Origin of the sequence: Veillonella sp. VA139 (assembly GCF_003992005.1) — a bacterium.
Classification (GTDB): domain Bacteria; phylum Bacillota; class Negativicutes; order Veillonellales; family Veillonellaceae; genus F0422.
The window spans coordinates 61,370-80,880 of the sequence record NZ_RQVL01000004.1 but is presented as its reverse complement, the minus strand read 5'-3'; the positions used below and the strand labels follow the sequence as shown (position 1 = coordinate 80,880).

At 40.5% G+C, this 19,511-nt stretch carries 19 protein-coding genes and 3 tRNA genes; 21 read left to right on the top strand and 1 reads right to left on the bottom strand.

Features of this window, described 5'->3' with window-relative positions; genetic code table 11:
• Positions 1-40: 40 nt before the first annotated feature.
• The 18 genes from EO125_RS03260 to EO125_RS03175 all read left to right on the top strand — a co-directional run bounded on the left by EO125_RS03260 (position 41) and on the right by EO125_RS03175 (position 14,943).
• A complete protein-coding gene (locus EO125_RS03260; protein WP_127147648.1) occupies positions 41-301 on the top strand; it encodes an IreB family regulatory phosphoprotein in 261 nt (86 codons plus the stop codon).
• Positions 301-711 carry a Holliday junction resolvase RuvX gene (gene ruvX, locus EO125_RS03255; RefSeq protein WP_127009348.1) on the top strand — a complete coding sequence of 137 codons (411 nt, stop codon included), beginning with the start codon at positions 301-303 and terminating at the stop codon, positions 709-711. Before EO125_RS03260 ends, ruvX begins: the two co-directional genes overlap by 1 nt.
• Before the next feature lie 10 nt (positions 712-721).
• Entirely contained in the window at positions 722-994 is a 273-nt protein-coding gene (locus EO125_RS03250) for a DUF1292 domain-containing protein (protein WP_127147647.1), read from the top strand.
• Positions 995-1,226: 232 nt separating this feature from the next.
• Positions 1,227-2,234 carry an endolytic transglycosylase MltG gene (gene mltG / locus EO125_RS03245; protein WP_127147646.1) on the top strand — a complete coding sequence of 336 codons (1,008 nt, stop codon included), beginning with the start codon at positions 1,227-1,229 and terminating at the stop codon, positions 2,232-2,234.
• Complete coding sequence (locus tag EO125_RS03240; RefSeq protein WP_127147645.1) at positions 2,224-2,820, top strand: O-methyltransferase; 597 nt, start codon at positions 2,224-2,226, stop codon at positions 2,818-2,820. The genes mltG and EO125_RS03240 overlap by 11 nt, the downstream gene beginning before the upstream one ends.
• A gap of 3 nt (positions 2,821-2,823) precedes the next feature.
• Positions 2,824-4,056 carry a U32 family peptidase gene (locus tag EO125_RS03235; RefSeq protein ID WP_127147644.1) on the top strand — a complete coding sequence of 411 codons (1,233 nt, stop codon included), beginning with the start codon at positions 2,824-2,826 and terminating at the stop codon, positions 4,054-4,056.
• A 27-nt stretch (positions 4,057-4,083) separates the two neighbouring features.
• Entirely contained in the window at positions 4,084-4,353 is a 270-nt protein-coding gene (locus EO125_RS03230) for a DUF4911 domain-containing protein (RefSeq protein WP_127147643.1), read from the top strand.
• Positions 4,354-4,384: 31 nt separating this feature from the next.
• A complete protein-coding gene (locus EO125_RS03225) occupies positions 4,385-6,475 on the top strand; it encodes a DUF4261 domain-containing protein (protein WP_164726425.1) in 2,091 nt (696 codons plus the stop codon).
• 94 nt (positions 6,476-6,569) lie between these two features.
• Entirely contained in the window at positions 6,570-8,003 is a 1,434-nt protein-coding gene (locus EO125_RS03220) for a hypothetical protein (RefSeq protein WP_127147641.1), read from the top strand.
• A 335-nt stretch (positions 8,004-8,338) separates the two neighbouring features.
• Positions 8,339-8,415: transfer RNA gene (locus EO125_RS03215), tRNA-Pro, on the top strand.
• A gap of 11 nt (positions 8,416-8,426) precedes the next feature.
• A tRNA-Gly gene (locus tag EO125_RS03210) sits at positions 8,427-8,500 on the top strand.
• A 103-nt stretch (positions 8,501-8,603) separates the two neighbouring features.
• Positions 8,604-8,680: transfer RNA gene (locus tag EO125_RS03205), tRNA-Arg, on the top strand.
• Between the two features lie 360 nt (positions 8,681-9,040).
• Positions 9,041-9,889 (top strand): hypothetical protein, encoded by an 849-nt coding sequence (locus EO125_RS03200; protein ID WP_127147640.1) that lies wholly within the window; start codon positions 9,041-9,043, stop codon positions 9,887-9,889.
• A gap of 334 nt (positions 9,890-10,223) precedes the next feature.
• Positions 10,224-10,946, top strand: a complete 723-nt coding sequence (locus EO125_RS03195) for a class I SAM-dependent methyltransferase (protein WP_127147639.1) — start codon at positions 10,224-10,226, stop codon at positions 10,944-10,946.
• A 9-nt stretch (positions 10,947-10,955) separates the two neighbouring features.
• The gene (locus EO125_RS03190) at positions 10,956-11,444 is read left to right on the top strand and encodes a DnaA ATPase domain-containing protein (RefSeq protein WP_127147638.1); all 489 of its coding nucleotides are present in this window, start codon (positions 10,956-10,958) and stop codon (positions 11,442-11,444) included.
• 154 nt (positions 11,445-11,598) lie between these two features.
• Positions 11,599-13,140, top strand: a complete 1,542-nt coding sequence (locus EO125_RS03185) for a nitrite/sulfite reductase (protein WP_127147637.1) — start codon at positions 11,599-11,601, stop codon at positions 13,138-13,140.
• A gap of 332 nt (positions 13,141-13,472) precedes the next feature.
• The gene (locus tag EO125_RS03180; protein WP_127147636.1) at positions 13,473-14,147 is read left to right on the top strand and encodes a PepSY domain-containing protein; all 675 of its coding nucleotides are present in this window, start codon (positions 13,473-13,475) and stop codon (positions 14,145-14,147) included.
• A 10-nt stretch (positions 14,148-14,157) separates the two neighbouring features.
• Positions 14,158-14,943 (top strand): enoyl-CoA hydratase, encoded by a 786-nt coding sequence (locus EO125_RS03175; protein ID WP_127147635.1) that lies wholly within the window; start codon positions 14,158-14,160, stop codon positions 14,941-14,943.
• A 279-nt stretch (positions 14,944-15,222) separates the two neighbouring features.
• Here the strand turns inward: EO125_RS03175 and guaC are convergent, their stop codons facing one another.
• Positions 15,223-16,209, bottom strand: coding sequence for a GMP reductase (guaC, locus tag EO125_RS03170; RefSeq protein ID WP_127147634.1), 987 nt, complete (start codon positions 16,207-16,209; stop codon positions 15,223-15,225).
• Positions 16,210-16,466: 257 nt separating this feature from the next.
• On the opposite strand from guaC, the gene thiT reads away from it, so the two are divergent.
• Genes thiT through EO125_RS03155 form a run of 3 tightly spaced genes read left to right on the top strand, consistent with a single transcriptional unit; the run spans position 16,467 to position 19,440 of the window.
• Positions 16,467-17,021 carry an energy-coupled thiamine transporter ThiT gene (thiT, locus tag EO125_RS03165; protein ID WP_127147633.1) on the top strand — a complete coding sequence of 185 codons (555 nt, stop codon included), beginning with the start codon at positions 16,467-16,469 and terminating at the stop codon, positions 17,019-17,021.
• Positions 17,022-17,047: 26 nt separating this feature from the next.
• Positions 17,048-18,193: a molybdopterin-guanine dinucleotide biosynthesis protein MobB gene (locus tag EO125_RS03160; RefSeq protein WP_127147632.1), complete on the top strand. Its 1,146-nt coding sequence runs from the start codon at positions 17,048-17,050 to the stop codon at positions 18,191-18,193.
• A complete protein-coding gene (locus tag EO125_RS03155) occupies positions 18,193-19,440 on the top strand; it encodes a molybdopterin molybdotransferase MoeA (RefSeq protein WP_127147631.1) in 1,248 nt (415 codons plus the stop codon). The genes EO125_RS03160 and EO125_RS03155 overlap by 1 nt, the downstream gene beginning before the upstream one ends.
• Positions 19,441-19,511 lie beyond the last annotated feature (71 nt).

The following is a 19,511-nucleotide window of genomic DNA, read 5'->3' as shown; positions in this document are numbered from 1 at the left end:
TGAGACTTTCAGTAGAAAACTCATGAAAAGGAGGGATTGTATGAATCTTTCAGATAAAACAATGGTGATTAAACCGGTACAAACGACGCCGTTAACACCAGAAGAAGTATTCCAACATGTGTTCCAGGCCTTGGCAGAAAAGGGATATAATCCGATTAGCCAAATTACGGGGTACCTCATTTCGGGAGACCCGACCTATATTACAAGTTATAACAATGCTCGGAAAGATATTCGTAGTATCGAACGGGATGAGCTCATTGAAGAACTTGTGAAAGAGTATGTGAAAGCGAAACAATTATAATGCGTATTATGGCACTTGATGTGGGAAGTCGGACTATAGGTGTAGCATGCAGTGATGCGTTGTATATTACAGCGCAAGGCATCGAAACCATTCGTCGCACATCTCACGAAAAAGACTTTCAGCGCATTGCGGAATTGATCCGTGAATATGAGGTAGATACCATTGTGGTAGGTATGCCGAAAAATATGAATGGTACCAAAGGGGAACGGGCAGAAAAAACGGAAGCCTTTGTGGAGAAGATGAAAGAAGTCATCTCCACACCAGTTGTATTTTGGGATGAACGTTTATCCACGGTGATGGCAGAAAAATCTCTGATCGCTGCTGATGTAAGTCGAAAAAAACGGAAAGAAGTCATTGATAAGATGGCAGCAGTTGTCATTTTACAAGGCTATTTAGATAGTCGTTCATAAGGAGGTTACCATGATCGAACAAGGTTACGAAGGTGAAGTATCTGTGATTGTCATTGAGGATGAAAATGGAGAAGAAATGTACTATGAAGAGGAAATGCTAATTCAATATGATGGAAAAGCATTTGCGATTTTAGTATCTCTTCCTCCAGAAGAAGACACTGAACATGATGAACCAGAAGTGATTATTGCACGCATTGATGAAGAAGAGGGAGAACAAGTTTACGTGGCTCCTACTGATGAAGAATTCGATGCAGTGATCAAATTGTACGAAGCAATGGACTAATCAGTCATGAGGGCTGTAACAGATTGTCGATAGGCAGTGGGGTTACAGCCCTTTTTCTGTATGGAAGGACTTACGTAAAAGAACGGTGGAGTACTGAGATTAATAGAACTTTCACTGTGAAGGATATAGTATAGGTGAGTGTAGTTCCTAGATTGACCTATGCTATATAGAAAAATTGCTATATACACTCCTAAAATGGTATAATATAGTATTCATTGAAAAGGAGATTGCTGTGAAACAATATGTAAAATACATCTACGGATGTGTAGCGATTCTGTTGGCCACTGTACTTGGTGTGCTAGCAGGTATGTATTATATTCCTTGGACAGGCGGTTCTAAGGAAGAGGTAGAAACGGTTGTCATTAGTGAAAACCAAACCGGTGCGGAGATTGGCGATGTGCTCTATGAAAGAGGCCTCATCACGTCACCGACGGTGTTCCGTGCAGCTTTACGCTTGACGGGGACCATGGATAAATTACAACATGGATATTATCAAATCCCTCATCACGTTAGCTTAAGTGAGATTATTGAGCTGCTCCAACAAGGAAGATTACAAACGGTGAAACTGACCATTCCAGAGGGATTTACCATCGGTGAAATTGGGAAACGCATCGAAGAGCAAGGTATCGATACGCAGTATGCTTTCATGGAATATGGCAAGACCTATACGCCTTACGAGTACATGGTAGGCACGAAGCCTGTGACCTATCGGGTGGAAGGATTCCTATTCCCTAGCACTTATGAGATTCCCGTAGGCAGTAAAGCAGAAGATGTGATGACCATCATGGCGGATGAAATGAACCGTCAATTGACACCGAAAATGCGTCAAGATATTGAAGCCCAAGGGATGACTATTTTTGAGTTCATCACACTAGCATCGTTAGTGGAAAAAGAAGCAAAGTTTGATGAAGACAGACCGATTATTGCTGCTGTATTTCGTCAACGCTTGAAAACAGGTATGCCTCTAGAATCTTGCGCTAGTATCCAATACATTCTAGGCTATCCAAAACCGCTCATCACCATCGAGGATACAAAATTAGAAAGCCCATACAACACATACCTTCATAAAGGATTACCACCGGGGCCAATTGCAAACCCAGGCATCAAATCCATGGAGGCTGTTCTCTATGCACCACCGACAGACTACCTATTCTTTGTGGCTGACAAAGAGGGGCACCATCATTTCACGAAAACCTATGAAGAACATTTAAAAATAGTGGATCAAATTTATGAAGATTAAAGAGATTTTAAATGAACAACGCATTTATGCACTCTTGCATGATGTGCCAATTTTGCGAGAATCGGAAGTAGAACTGTTTGAAGACTTAATTGGCTTATATAAGCCAAAACGTGTTCTAGAAGTAGGCACAGCTATTGGATACTCATCCCTGTTACTGGCAAAACATATGGATAAAGAAGGTCACCTCATCACCATAGAATTAGATGATGTACGTCATGGTATGGCGACTCATTTCATTTCACAATCAGACTATGCAGAGAAAATCACTCTATTAAAAGGAGATGCCACAGAATTGCTCGAAGGTCTAGAAGGTCCCTTTGATTTAGTGTTTTTAGATGGTCCGAAAGGGCAGTACTTAAAACAATTAGAATTGATTGAACCGAAACTAGCCGAAAATGCCGTAGTGCTAGCAGATAATGTACTGTTCCGAGGCTATGTGCGGGGAGAGAAAGAGCCGCCACGCCGCTTCAAAACCATTGTGAAGCGGTTGCAAGAGTACTTAAACTATGTAGAACAAAAAGAACACTATAACACCACCATTTATCCTATGGGAGATGGCATGAGTGTCAGTGTATGGAAAGGATAGATTATGAAGAAACGACATATGGAATTACTGGCGCCAGCTGGTAATATGGATAAATTAAAAATGGCCATCCGCTATGGAGCAGATGCCGTATATTGTGCTGGCCGTGCCTTTGGCTTGCGTGCAGCTAGCTCTAACTTTGACAATGATCAATTGAAAGAGGCTGTAGAATTTGTACACAGCCATGGCAAAAAAATCTACGTTACTTGTAATATCATTCCTCACAATGAGGACTTAACAGGCTTAGAAGAATACTTACAATTCTTGGAAAGTATCAAAGTGGATGCTATTATCGTGGCAGACTTAGGAATTTTCTTGTTAGCCAAACGCGTGGCTCCAGGATTGGAATTGCATGTGAGCACCCAAGCGAATACAACAAACTATTTGACAACGGAGTTCTGGAAAGAACAAGGAGCGGCTCGTGTGGTGGTAGCTCGTGAAGTGAGCATTGAAGACATCAAAACAATGCGTGAAAAAGCAGATATCGAAATTGAAGCCTTCGTTCATGGTGCTATGTGTATTTCTTACTCTGGCCGTTGCTTGTTGAGTAACTATATGACCAACCGTGATGCAAACCGTGGGGCTTGCACACAAGCGTGCCGTTGGAAATACAATTTGGTGGAAGAAAACCGTCCTGGTGAATATTACCCAATCGAAGAAGATGAACATGGCACATATATCTTTAACTCCAAAGATTTATGCTTGTTGAAATATATCCCTGAGCTGTACAAAGCAGGCGTAGATAGCTTGAAAATTGAAGGTCGTATGAAATCTGTGCACTATGCGGCGACCGTATCTAAAGTGTATCGTGAAGCTATCGATACATTCTTAGAAGAAGGTGACGATTGGTATGTACGTGATGAATGGTATGCGGAATTAGAAAAAATCTCTCACCGTCCATATACAGAGGCCTTTGCCATGGAAAAACCAGGGGAAGAGGCGCAAAATTACGGCAAATCTTCCAATACACAAACCCATGATTTCATCGGTCTTGTAGAAGGGTACAATGCAGAAGAAGGCTATGCGTATATGGAGCAACGCAATAATTTCAAAGTCGGGGAAACAGTAGAATTTTGCCAACCGAATGGGCCATTAGTAAAACATGTTATCACACGTATGACCGATGAAGACGGTAATGATATTGATGTGGCAAAACATGCACAAATGAAATTACGACTATATATCGACACACCATTGGAAGAGTACTCCATGATGCGCCGTGAAACAAAGCAAAAATAAGTCTGTAACGAACTAGGGAGGTCAAGGATGCAAGAACAGGAGATTGTCTATGATCCGCAGTATGTGTACTTTCAGATTGACCGAACGCATACGAATTATGTGAATCGTATATTAGAAGGCTATGAATATGTGGGGGTCATGACGACGGTCAATGCAGAGGGGTTGTGCATGGTGCGCACCACTGAATCAACCCGTGCATTGGCGGTACAAATTTTGCAATCCCTACCCATTTCTGTGACTCTCGTGGATGAAGCAAGTTGTGAAAGAGAGACACCACATAGTGGTAATCATGGTTAGAAACAATGTGTACAGTGGAGAACTAAGAGATATGGCAACAGAAGAAAAGAAACAACAAATATCCTATGAACTATATATTCCAGCTCAATTTGATGATTCCTGTAGGGGTTCTTTGGAAGTGCTGATGGAGCATAAATTAACAGATGTGGGTACTGTTCATGAAGGGGAATCGGTGTATAAAGAAAATGGTGAAATTGACCATTGTGTACTTCGGTTTTCTATGGATGAAGGCGATGAGTTAGTGGAGGAAATACTCATCTCTTTAGAGGAACTCGGTATACCTTGTGGTGCTAAGTTATATCAAAATGGGAATGTCATTGCGGAACTAGGAAATTTACATCATATTCATGTAATTTTGGACGCCTCTCTTGGGGATGCGAAGCAGTTCAAGCGCTTGGATACAAAAATCTCTCGTGCTTTAGAAGAAAATAACATTGTTAGTGGTACGAGATTGCGTATCCCAGAGGGAATAGCTACCTTTATCTATTACGTCGCAGATAAGGACCTAGCTATTAGTACTATTGAAAAGTATCTTCGTAGAAGTTCGCTGGGAAAAGGGGCTACTATTGATGTAGTGGACTCAGGGCTTACGATTCATGAACGGTATATGACAGATATATCGCGTGTGTATCGTGGCTTAGTCCCTGATGTATGGAATGTTATCCAAAGCGAGTGGAAAGGTATATCGCCGCAAGACTGGATGAATCTATTGCGACGATACCCTCATACACCAGAGGGTCTTAGTTTCTTACTCAATGTAGTGAATGGTACCTACCAAAAGGAATACACGTCTTTGAAAGTAACATTCCCTATGTTTATGTATGATGATAAACAATTCTATTTATTATCGGCTCGTCAAATGTTAGACTTTGATGTTCACGGGCGAGAAGTGATGAATATGGATGTACTGGGACCTGATGTAAAACCAACACAAGTACGAGCACCTTCTAAACAGAGAGATCTATGCCTGTTTGCAGCTACTGGAGAAGGGGAACAGGCGTCCCGGTTGTACATCGACTATAATCCAACGAAATCTGGCACTATAGGACAAGTTATCTATTTTGATGGAGATACGAATACATTGACGTTGTTAGGGGCGTCTTTTAGCGAAGCCTTGTTGGTGTTGATGCGAGAACAGTCGAATGGTGTAGGGGATTATTTAATTGAAAACATCATCCAAAAAACGATGAGTCTTGATATAGATATGGCGGATGTACAAAGTGCAGAGAATCAACTGTTGTTTGATGCTATGCGTAATTTGGCTGAAAGAATCTTGGGAAGCACTGGTGGCATGGGGCCTATGGTTGGTAAACGTGGGTTTATGGGCATGGTACTGCTGGACAATGCAGAGTTCGATGTGAATCGTTTTAAGAAAGATTTACTCAGAAAATGGGATATTGAGTCAATTACAAGTCCTGAAGGAATGAAAGTTCGTGCAGCCATTGCTACAAAGGATGTAGACTCCGTGGACGAAGAGGATATGGAAGAAGCACACTTTCTGGTGATTGATGACTATAAAGTAGTGGTGGCACCATTTTCCTTTGCCATGCCGATGGAAGCTGTTATGCAAGGAGCTACCCGAAATTATCTCTGGGAAGATGCATTGGATGCGGTAGTTCATCATACGGGGCATGTGGCGATTAGCATTGTAGAAGGTCCTGGCAAGCCATTAGAAGACGGGATTTTATTAGCGAAATTACTTTCAGTGGCGACGGAGCAAACGGGAGCTAGTGCTATATATACGAATGGTGTCTTGTATGAAGCGAATAAGTACCATGAGGAGACCGAACAGTTACGAGATGATGTGTTGCCTATGGCGAATCTAATATGGATAGATATGGATTTTGAAGATGATGGTACGATTTCCTTATCTACGAGTGGTATGGAATTGTTTAAACAATTAAATGTGGAATTTCTACATTGCCCATGGCATCCTGAAAAAGCTTGGAATTATGTGCTAAGTGTAGCAGAGTATGTCTTAACATCAGATAAAACGGTACAAGATGGTGATTCCGTTGGTAGAACTGAGGAAGAGCAAATGATAGTTCATATCGATGAACCGGTTCACGCAGATGGGTTGAAAAGTATACAAATTTACTTTGATGAAAGCGAAGAAGAATAAATACATACATACATGATGAAAGGGGCGTGGCGTTGGCGATGCTCCTTTCATATAAAACGAGTTACTAGGATAAAGTACTAAATAGGAGACAGATGTGGGGAAGAAAAAAGGAACTAGAAGACAGCGAAAAGACACGAAGGTAAAGAAGGTAAAAGCACAGCAAGATATACGACCTAAGAAGTTGTATAAACTCATCATTCCAGCATATATTGAGGAATCTTCCTTAAAAACGTTAGCGCAGATTATAGAAGAGGAGTTGCAGGATGATGGGGAAGTCTGTGACTATGGGAAACATTTTGGTTTGTTTAAAGTTTTAGGAAATTGCTCTATTGATTTCATTGCACGGAATACTAACAAAGTGATAGACCGTATTATCTCCACTCTCTCAGACCATGGGCTTCCTTTAGGCAGTGAATTGTGTCATAATGACAAAGTGATCAAACGTATAGGGCGATTGCATGTGATTAAAGTAGACCTTAGCTATGAGCTTCGTGTGAGCCCTATTGCGAATGAAGTCTTTGTAAAACGAGTGTATTCGAGAGTGCTCGCATTACTTGGTGGCATGCAAATATTTAGCAGTTCGGTGATAGATATAACTAATCATAGTGCGGTGTTGTATTTTTATGTGATTGATAAAAAATTAGCTCTAGACGCCATCAATGCTAGTATAGATCAATTTAGATGGTTTTTGGGAGTCTCTATTAACACGGCTGATTCAAACATGACAATACAAGAGTATTATATGAATCAAATAACTCGACCATATCGTCATTTTGTGCAACCTATATGGCGAAAGATGCAACAGGATTGGAAAGGTCTAAAGAATGCAGGTCAACAGGAATTAAAAAGAGTGTTTCCTGAAACTCCACAAGGATTGCTGGACATTCTTGGTATAGTGAATGGAACTTGTAATCAAAGGTTTTCAGAGTTCCAACTAAAAGTACCTATTTTTATGTTTGAAAAGCATGAACTATATCTATTGTCAGCAGAAGAGATGATGGCACACGGTCTTGAAGATCTAGAGGTTATAAAACCAGCCTTAGAGTATTCAGTACGACCGAAAGGGGTACGAGCTCGTTTGTCGCAATGGAATGCGTGCTTGATTGCTAAGTCGGAAGATGGTAAAGCTCGATTATATATTGACTATAATCCTACGAAGGAAGGTGTAGTAGGACAAGTGTTACTGTATGACGGTCAATCTCAGAGAATACAAGTGGTAGCTGCATTGTTTGCTAAGTTTTTGGCAGTTTTGCTTACATTAGACTATCATGCATATGGTTTGTATGCGTTACAAGCGTTGATAGCATTGCTGGAGTCCCATGACAATAAAGGACTAGATCTTGAAAGTGACATGGTAACCGCAATACAAAAGGGGCTCTATAGGTTGCAGGCAGAGGTAAGTCGGAAAATGCAAGAAGTTGAAGATGAAAGAAAAAAGTTAGATATCCTTCCTGTAGATAACGGTTTTTATGAATGGTCAGACCTGATAGAACGTATACAAGAAAAGTGGAAACTCAAGCATATGTGATGGACATTACCGCAGTTACTGATAGGATGAATGTAACAGGGATATGTAGAAAGCTAGATATCCCTTTTACTAAGTTACATTATTTGTATTAAAGTATAGATCAAATATGTTTCATTTCTAATTGCCATGTAAGTGTTAAATTATTTATATTAAAGTGTTCAATTTCTACTTGCAATTTAAGGGTTAGAAAAAATTAAATAAATTATAAAAAAACACTTGCATAGATGTGGTGGATATGATATTATATATTTGTTGTTACAGTGAGTAGCAAACGGTAGCGAAATAGTGTTTCCCAAGGACAGTTAAGATGGTTCGTTACTATGAATGGAAGATATCGGGGCATAGCGCAGTTTGGTAGCGCACCTGGCTTGGGACCAGGGGGTCGCAGGTTCGAATCCTGCTGCTCCGACCATTTTCTTATGTGCGGGTGTAGCTCAATGGTAGAGCCCCAGCCTTCCAAGCTGGTTGCGAGGGTTCGATTCCCTTCACCCGCTCCACTTATACATGTGATTGTATTTAATACGTTCCCATACAGAGACAATGTCTATGTAATGGGTTATTTTATTATTTACAGTAAAATACCATGACATAACTACATATGGTTCAGTAGCTCAGTTGGATAGAGCAACGGCCTTCTAAGCCGTGGGTCGGGGGTTCGAATCCCTCCTGGATCACCACTAACAAAGGATTCTATGTTTTCTAGAATCCTTTTTATGTTGGAGGGATCGACGCACTAAGGTCTCTGCGTCACTGCGTTCCTAGAGACCTAAGTTGCTTACGTATCCCTCCTGGATCACCAGAGTACAAAGGATTCTACTTGATGTAGGATTCTTTTTGTGTGGCAGGGATGCTATCGCTAAGTTCTCTGCGTCGCTACGCTTCTAGAGAACTAAGCTAGCCGCTATTCCAAGGAATCGGAACACTAAGGGTTTTGCGTCGCTAGGCTCCTTAAACCCTAAGTTGTTCTCGTATCCCTCCTGGATCACCAGAGTACATAAGTGGATAGTTCAATTTATTTGTAATCAAATGAGGTGAGTATGATTAATTTAGAAAAAGATTTTCAGGATATAGTTATAAAATATGGAGAAGAGAAAGGTCTTGTTTTTTCTGATTGTGATAGAAAACAAGCTGTTATTAGAATCTTAAATTTTTATAGAAAAATAGGTGTTGGAAACAAAAAGGTTGTTTCTTACGCTAGAAATATTCAAATTCTAAAGAAATGGCAAAAACGAGTTAAAAGTATATTAAAGTATTTATCAAATGGGGAAGATATAACTCCTTATCTATCAACACAAAGTATAAATCTCGATTGTCAGCAAGATTTAATGTTTAATGATTGGAATATACTTCATATTCACTTAGGAAAGAAACCTCATATAAATAATTCACGGTTTATAGAGCGAACAGGTGAGTTGCTCTTTTTGTTATATACAGTTAATGAGATTAGAGTACTTGGTCTATACCATCATAATCCGCCGTCTTGGTCTAGACAAGAACTTCTTCAAAAGATTTATGATAATTGGCCAGAGATGTTTAGTGCTCTTCCTGGGGCACAACTAGAAGTAAATTTTGATGATTATCAAAGAGGCGAACTTCGCAAATCTCATTTGAATGTAATAGATGAGGTATATGACAAAAAAATGCATAAAAAAATTTGTGTTATGATGAATGCATCGATGGGGATAGCCTGCTCAGGTGAATCATTAAGAGATATTAAGACATACAATGACATATGTAGAACTTTACGAAAAATAGAGAAGAACATATTGAAAGAGAATCTACTTTCAGCAGCTAAATTATATGAATCTGATGGATCTTGGATTGTTGTAGATAATAACTTGGAAAAGATTTATTGGAGTGGGAGACTAGTCAACCAGATTAGGTAAAAGGTCTAATTGTGCTATGAATATAATAGATAAACTATATTCTTAAATTATCTAATGTTTTAACTACTTTTTTTATATATCAGGTACTAAGTATAAATGCTATCATAAGAATGTACAGAAATGACGATATAAGGATGTACAAATTTCAGATTTTTTATTTTAATGGGTGTCCAATTTCGTTATACAATTAAGTAAAGATTTTTGGATGAAAGTAAAGATATAGGACCAACAAGTAAAGGATAATGAAAGATTGTACTATATATTTGTTCGTGACTCAAGCTACATACAAAGCATCTCTCCTCATGGTATAATACATACGATACAAGGAGGGCCTATGACGATACGAGATAGGATTATTGCCTACTGGAAAGGGCGGAGCGGTGATTTTGGTGCGCTACGCATGAAGGAATTACAATCGAACTTAGCGCCTCGCTGGTTGCGAGAGATTACTCCGCATATTAAGGACACTCACCAACGAATTTTAGATTTGGGGACGGGAACGGGCTTTTTTGCCTTTTTGCTAGCACAACAAGGCTACTCTGTGACTGGTATTGATCTAACGGAAGATATGATTGCGGTGGCTAAGGCGCAAGCTGTGGAGTTACAAGATTCTCTGCGTGGGACTGTGGACTTTTGCTGTATGGATGCGATGCAATTAGATTTTCCTGACCAATCTTTCGATGTGATTCTGGCACGGAATCTGACATGGACCTTGCCAGATGTGGAGTCGGCCTACAAGGAATGGTATCGAGTACTTGCACCAAAAGGGGTGCTCATCAATATTGATGGCGATTATGGAGTAGAACTTAAGGTGCCCGTAGTGGCCCATCATCACATTCATGAAGGGGTAGCGAATGAAACGATGCAAGAATGTATTGCCATTACAGAGGAACTTTCTATCAGTCGTATGGATCGGCCTCATTGGGACGCACATATGATGCGTAAAGCAGGCTTTTCCAGAGTGTATTTAGATATGGCGGTAAGTAGCCGTATCTATGATGAAGAAGATGAATTATATAATCCAGTGCCACTCTTTTCCATTGTGGCAAGGAAATAAGGAGTTATTATGCAAACATTTGAAACTTTCAACGTAACAGAACAAAATAAATTTGGTATGGCATCGGCGTTGGCGATGACTGATTTTACAAAGTGTTTTGAGCCAGTACTATTTCTATTTGGTCAGTCTGGTGTGGGTAAGACGCATTTATTGAAGGCGATGGAAGAAGAGGCAGTGAAGCAGAATGCTGCTATTCGTGTGCGTTATGTGACAGGCGCGCAATTCATCAAAGAATATAACGACAGCGTGACCTATGGGGAAGTAGCAGATTATATGGAAGAATACTGCAAACTGCACTTGCTCTTAGTGGATGATGTGCAGGACATTGTGTATAGTGATGATGAAGGGGCAAAGAAAATGTTTATGCGCCTCGTGACAGGAATGAAAGCGAAAGCACGTCGCATGGCGGTGACGTTTGATGATACGTTCGATTCTGAAGATCGTTCTAATGAATTGCAGAATGAATTGACCGATGGAGTAGTGGCTTTCATCGAATAGAAAAATGAATAGAAAGCGGTTATTCACTGTGTAACTAAGTGATATAACCTATGAAAAGAGGCGGATTTCAATCTATAGAAATCCGCCTTAATATCTGTTATACTTGAGAAGAAGAGTTTTCTGTTGAGCGAGTGCTCAGAGAGGAGAAGGTATAATGGCTATTTCAGAAGAAGTACGACAACGATTTGCGGGAGAGTTTGAAAAGTTCCAAGCAGGGATTGAAGGTTTCTTTAAGAAGGAAATTGCCCCAAAGGATTTCAAAGGCATTGGTGGAGGATTTGGTAGTTATGCGGAACGTGGGTTTGAAAGCGCGATGTTACGTTTGCGTTTCATGGGCTCCCGTATTCTTCCTTACCAAATGAAATTCTTAGTCGATTCTGTAAAGAAATATGATTTGAAATATGTACATTTTACAACAGGTCAATGTATTCAATTCCATCAATTGCAAGGTGAACAAATCTTAGAATTGTATAAAGACTGTTTTGAACATGATATATACAATCGTGGGACTGGTGGAGATAATTTGCGTAATGTAACGGCAAGTCCATTACATGGAGTGCATCCTGATGAGCCGTTCGCTGTGACTCCCTATTTACAAGCAGCGAGTGAATATGCGGTGTCCTTAATTGGTACATTAGCGTTACCACGTAAATATAAAATCGGTTTCTCTGTGGTAGACAATGAGGGGCATGCCAACTTTAAGGATTTAGGGTTCTTGGCAAAAGAAAATGGTACTTTTGATGTCTATGCGGGTGGCGGTATCGGTGGTGGTTCTGCTTTTGGCGTATTGGTAGCAGAAGATGTAGATCCAAAAGAAACATTACACCATGTCGAAGGTATGTTGCACTTGTATCATGAATTAGGGGATTTTAAAAATCGTGGCAAAGCTCGTTCTCGTTTCATTGCGCAACGCTTAGGGGCTGAGGAGTTCCGCAAAGTCTACCATGAGTACTTAGCAAAATCTAAAGCGACTCATGATTTAACATTGTCAGTGCCTCCTTACGAAGTGAAAAAAGCAGGTACAACAACACCGACGACAGCCTTGGCAAAACCTCAAAAACAAAAAGGTTTGTATTATATTCAATATAAACCACTAGTAGGTACACCACCGATTGATGTATTCGTAAAATTATTTGAGTATGTCGGTGGCTTAGAAGAAACAGAAATCCGTATCTGTGGTGACGAATCGGTATATATTGTGAACTTAACTGGTGAAGAAGCAGATGCGGTAGCAACTATTATCGCTGATACTCATGCGAAAAACAAATTCGAGCAGACGGTCTCTTGTGTAGGTGCTACGATTTGTCAAATCGGTTTCCAAGATTCTTCTGGACTTGTGAAAGTGATTAAAGAAACGTTGGAAGCAGAAGGATTATCTACAGATTGCTTACCACAATTGCATGTGTCGGGTTGCCCATCTTCCTGCGGTACACACCAAGTGGGTTCATTAGGGTTCCATGGATTTACAAAAGTGGTAGACAAACAACCTCAACCGGCTTTCAAGGTGTTCGTAAACGGTAATGGCGAAGTAGAAGGTCAGCGTATGTCCGATGAACTAGGCGTTATCACAGTAGCGGACATTCCTAAGTTCTTTATCGATCTTGTGAAAGCTCTTGAAGAAGCAAATCAAGATTTTGACACATGGAAAGAACAACAACCAGAAGCATTCCAAGCCGTGCTTAGTAAATATCTATAATGTATATAAAAACGTTCTTACTTAGGTAAGGGCGTTTTTAGTTTCTATTGAGATAGGTGCGTGGAAGTAAGGAAGAACGTGGATGCATCGTATGATAACCTAAGTAATATGGTGCTCTTCTATATAGGTAGAAACGTCTCGGAATTATGAGGAGCATAGATGAGAAATAAGTGCTAAGAGGGGATAGATAATCAGCACGATGTATGTACTATATTGAAGAATTAGCATAGATACGGTATAATGAAAGAGATATCTCAAGATTGAGAATGCAAGCTTCATGGAGTATGGTCATGTAAGTTTTGTTCATAGAATTGTATATATAGGAGAGACCAATGAAAAAAAGTACATTAGCTTTAATAGGCGCTATGGCATTTGCTACAACCTTTGCAGTGGCACCGCAAGCACATGCTGAAATCAATGAATATTCGAATTTAAATGATAAAACCGTGGTGGTGCGCCAACCTGGTCAATCCATGGTATTGTCCATGCGTGAAGTAGCAGGTATCTTTGTGGGTCGTTATGTGAAAGCAGCGGTTAGCTCCATTACACTGGATCCATCAAAAGGTAATTATCAATATGTGGTGGTAGGGTACACACCAAAACAAAAAATTACCATTGATGTAGATGTAATCACTGGTAAAGTAGTACGTGAATTCCGTTCTAGCAAGGCAAAAGATGTAGCATCCAAAGTGTTCAACCCGTTGAAAGTAATTTCTCCAAAAGAAGCGGAAGTAGCAGCTCGTGGTTTGGTGGGAGAAGGCTCTTTCACTAGAGGTTGGGAAATCAAAGCAGAAAATAATGAAGTTCGTTACATTGTACGGACTCAAGATACAGATGAAAAAGAGTACAGCGTAATCGTAGATGCAGTAACAGGGCAAGCTCTTGAAAAAGGGGAACCTATTGATTGGGCTAAGATTAAAGCTGACCGTTTACGTAATGATGGGGTAGGCAAACCGTTCACGTTGGCGGAAGAGTCTGATGATGCAGATCCTACGAAGGGGTTATAATAGGTGATATATGACGTACAATAATATATTGTTTACCATAGAGAGCAATGTTGCTACCATTACCTTTAATCGTCCAGAGGTGCAAAATGGCTTTAATGTGCCGATGTGTCAAGAAATTCTGGACGCTATCCGTGTGGTTAAGGAAACTGATGATGCTCGTGTATTAGTCTTTAAAGCGGAAGGGAAAGTGTTTTCTGTAGGCGGTGATTTAACGGAAATGAAAAGAGCCGTGGAAGAAGATGATACAGAGTCCTTGTTTGAGATTACTCATTTGGTGATGGAAATTTCTTTAGCTATGAAACATTTGCCAAAACCTGTTGTGATGTGCACGGATGGTGCTGTGGCAGGGGCGGCTTTTAATATGGTGTTGGCAGCGGATATGTGCGTGGCATCTACGAATAGTCGGTTTATTCAAGCCTTTGTCAATGTAGGGCTAGCGCCAGATGCTGGTGGTATGTACTTGTTGAGTCGTGCGGTGGGTATCAACCGGGCTATGCAACTGGCTATGACAGGGGAAGCGGTAACAGCTGAAAAAGGTAAGGAATATGGCTTTGTCTATAAAGTATGTGAACCAGAGATTTTGGAACGTACGACGAATCGTTTAGTGCAACGCTTGGCGAAAGGTCCAGTCAATTCTTTCCGGGCCATGAAACAAATGATGTGGGCTAGTTTCTTTACAAACTTTGAGGAATATGCAGAATTAGAAGTAAAAATCCAAAATTCCTTGGGCGAAACAGAAGACTTCCGTGAAGGTGTACGAGCCTTTGCAGAAGGAAGACGACCAAAATTTAAATAGTGCATCTGATGATGTAAGTATGAAAAGAGCTATGAGATCTTTGTAAAGGAGTTCTCATAGCTCTTTTAGTGATTCGTGATATATGATATGTAGATAGGTATTAAGTGTGAGACGAAATATTGAATATAAATTTTAAATAAGTAGTGCTTCCTTTGACATAGAACTTGTTACGGTGTTAATTGTGTATTGAGAGGGATAGAGGCAAGATGTAAAAACAGTTTAGTCATAAAAAAGAGGACCACTGTTAGGCAAGGGTCCTCTTATGGTGTGTATAAGAGATTAGCGATCTCCGTTAAAAATAGAGTTTTTCACGATAACGTAGTCAACTTTTTTGATAGCTTGTAGTGTAGTACCACCAGCATAGGAGATAGAAGATTGTAAATCTTGTTCCATTTCAGTCAATGTATCGAAGATACTACCTTTGGACTGAATTGTGATTTTTTTGCCTTCTACATTTTTGCGTTCCCCTTTTTGATGTTCAGAAGCACTGCCGAAATATTCTTTATAAGCTACGCCGTCAATCGTCACTTCTTTACCTGGGGATTCGATATGACCAGCGAATAAAGAGCCAATCATGACAAAGGAAGCGCCAAAGCGAATAGATTTTGCAATGTCCCCGTGGTCACGGATACCGCCGTCAGCGATGATAGGTTTTGTAGCCGCTTTGGCACACCAACGAACAGCGGACAATTGCCAACCACCAGTACCAAAACCAGTTTTTAGTTTTGTGATACATACTTTACCAGGTCCGATGCCTACTTTGGTCGCATCAGCACCAGCATTTTCTAGTTCACGAACTGCCTCTGGAGTACCTACGTTACCAGCGATAACGAAGCTTTCAGGAAGTTCACGTTTAATGTGTTGAATCATGTCGATAACGCTGTTGGAATGACCGTGAGCGATATCGATGGTAATATATTCTGGGCATAGATTTGCTTCTTTTAATTCTTTCACGAATGCAAATTCCTCTGGTTTAACACCGATGGAAATAGATGCAAATAAACCTGCCGCATGCATGTCTTTTACAAAAGCCAAACGTTTTTCAGGTTGGAATCGGTGCATGATATAGAAGTAGTTTTTTGCAGCTAATTCTTTGGCTAACTTTTCATCGATGATAGTTTGCATATTAGCTGGCACAATTGGTAAACGGAACGTACGATTTCCTAGTTTCACCGTTGTGTCACATTCGCTACGGCTAGATACGATACACTTGTTCGGTATCAATTGCACGTCTTCATAATCGAAAATGTTTGTAGTATTGATCATTATTTGTTGCCCCCTAAATAGACAGAATTAGGATTACGACATAATCCTTATCTATTATACATAAGACCTCCTATCTTGGCAACAAGGGGATAGATATACTTAGTCATCTTTGATATGCTAATTTGTACTAGAGGAATACCGTGTTTTGTGAAAAAACATATAGATAAAAATAGATTAAAAGTGATACAATATGAGGAATAAATAAAAGTATTTTGATAATGTATTTCAATGTATCATAGTGTGAAAAGGAGATAGATATGAGTTATACAAGTTCAAGTAAAACAAAAATGTTAGTAGAAGGCGGTTTAGTCATCGCTATGGCACAAATTTTAAGTATGTATGTCATCTACCAAATGCCACAAGGTGGTGCTGTGAAAGCAGCTAACTTGGTGCCATTGTTAATTTATGCTTATCGTTGGGGTGGTCGTGCGGGCATCTTAACTGGTATTGCCTATGGAATTGTTCACTTCCTATTGGGATTTAAATTTTCTATTCATTATATGAGTATCGTATTGGACTATATCTTAGCCTATGGTGCCATTGGTATTGCTGGTTTCTTCGGCGGTTCTGGTACAGTGAAAGCTTTCTTTGGCGCTATCTATGCGATTTTAACACGTTTTGCTATGTCTGCCATTAGCGGTGTGGTCGTATTTGGGTCTTATGCACCAGAGGGAACAAGCCCTTGGATTTACTCCCTAACGTATAATGCAACGTATATGTTGCCAGATATGGTGATTAATCTTGTAGTATTGGCATTATTATATGTGCCAGTGATGCGTGGATTAGGTCGTGTGACCCCAAGCCATAAATAAGAAAACATCTAGGACAGGAGATATGTATGATTTCTGAATTAGGAATTATTGTGTTAGCGGGTGGACTCAGCACTCGTATGGGAACAGATAAGACGAGATTGCCTTGGGGGAGCACAACTTTATTAGGGGAAATGCTCCGCAAGGCGGTCCTTACAGAGTGTGGAGAAATTTTAGTTTCCATCAATCGAGAATTAGAGGAGTCAGAGGTACATATTATTGAAGAAGCTCGTTCCTTTGGGCGAGATATTCAATTAGTGCCAGATACGATTGCTATGAAAGGCCCTTTGAGTGGATTGCAGTCAGCCCTTTCAATAGGCACTCGGGAAGCCTATATCGTAGTGTCTGCAGATATGCCATGGTTTTCCTTTCACTGGTTGCCATCTTGGGAAGTACATATCGATGCATTTTTACAAGGGGAGTTATTAGCTATGGTTCCTTATGTAGGGCTGCAAGAATACGAACCTTTGGCGGCCATTTATAAGCGGTCTGTACTAGATACGATTCAAGAGGCGTTAGATGGCGAAGATGTATCTATGCACGGCATCTTAGAGAAGATTCCTTATATGGAAATGGACATGATTGAGGAAGCCGAGTTGTATAGCAATGTGAATACGCGTTTATCCTATAAATTGGCGAAAGCAAAAGCACTTAATCGGGAACGTTCAGTGCCGATTGTGACAATCAGTGCTAGTCAATCTAAATCGGGAAAAACAACGGTGGCTACGGCGCTGATTCATCAACTTTCACAACGAGGCATCGTGGTGGGAATGGTGAAAAGCGATGGTCATGGATTCAGCATGGATCAGGAAGGTACTGATACGTGGAAAGCTAGCCAAGCTGGAGCGAAGGCGGTGGCAATAGCTGGCCCCAATGGATATGCTATGGTGGTACATGGTGAAGGTATGCAACGTCAACAGCAATTAATTCGTTTGGCTAATGAAATGCCGGTGGACTTGGTCATTTTAGAAAGTCGCAGTCATGGAGTGGCACCGATTATTGAAGTGGTCCGTGCCAACCATAATGAAACACGATTACCACAATTAGAAGAGATTGTGGCGGTAGTCACCGATATAGATGATACATTAGAAGGAAATGCGATCTGCGAGCAATTCAGTTTCAGTGAAGAAGATATGGAACGCTTAGCAGATTGGATTGTAAAGGAGTTGTTATAATGCAAGTAGTAAGTGTAGAAGAAGGCTTGCATCTAGTGGAATCTCCTTTTATAGATAGTGAGTATAGAGTAGAGGTAGAATCTGTACCGATTGGACAGACCTATGGCAGAGTACTGGGTGCAACGGCTTTAGCACAGATGAACTATCCTCCTTTTAGAAAATCTGCCATGGATGGCATTGCGATTCGATATACACCAGATACAAGGACCTATCGGATAGTAGATACCATTGGGGCAGGAGAGGTCTTTCAGGGGCAATTGGCACTTGGCGAAGGGATTCAAATCATGACAGGCGCCATGGTGCCAAACACAGCAGATACGGTAGTAGTAAAAGAGGCGCTAACTTGGATTCATGAGTCAGAAGTAACGGTGCCTAGTCGAATCGAAGTGGGTCAACATATTATCCCAGAAGGGGAAGATATACAAATTGGTCAAGAATTATTATCTGCTGGTACTGTGTTGGAAGCAGAACAAGTAGGTATCTTAGCAGGGCAAGGATATAGTGAAGTATCTGTATATCGCAAACCGAGAGTGATTGTGTTAACCACAGGTCGTGAAGTGCAAGATCCGACAGAGCCACGTCGAGAAGGGCATATTTATAACTCTAATCGATATTTATTAGAAGGAACCTTACATACTCTAGGGATTGATGTGGTAGGCGTAGCCCATCTGTCGGATGCGCCTGGTACAGTAGATGATAATATTGTTGCCGTACAACATATGCTAGATACATTGGGACCAGTAGATATGATTATCAGCACTGGAGGTGTATCCGTAGGGGACTATGATACCATGCCAGAATTATATGAACGATTAGGCGCTAATACCTTGTATCGCCGATTGCATATGCGACCAGGTGCGGCATCGTTTGGTGGTATCATTGCTACTGAGGGGCATATTACGTGGTGTATGGGCTTATCTGGAAACCCTACGGCAGCGATGAATCAGTTCTATTTGCTGGTGTTGCCTGTATTAGCACGGTTATCTGGGCGGGCAGTTATGACTAGCTGGATAGAATGTCACCTAGGTGAAATGGTAGGTAGAAAACATCCTCTTGACCGTTATTATCAAGGACAGATTAGATACGAAGCAGGTTCTTGCTGGGCATACCCTAATTTGGGAATGACATCGGGGGGGCTAAAAGCTTTATCTGTATCTAATGGTTTAATTAAAATCCCAGGTAATAGTGGAGAACTAGAGAAAGGAACCCTAGTAAAAGTATTACCGTTTAGTCGATACAAGGAATAAAGAAATAGTTGTAGGGTTCTTCTTTACAAAGGTAAAGGTATTTCAATTAGGTAAGGTCTTGAAAGAACTAC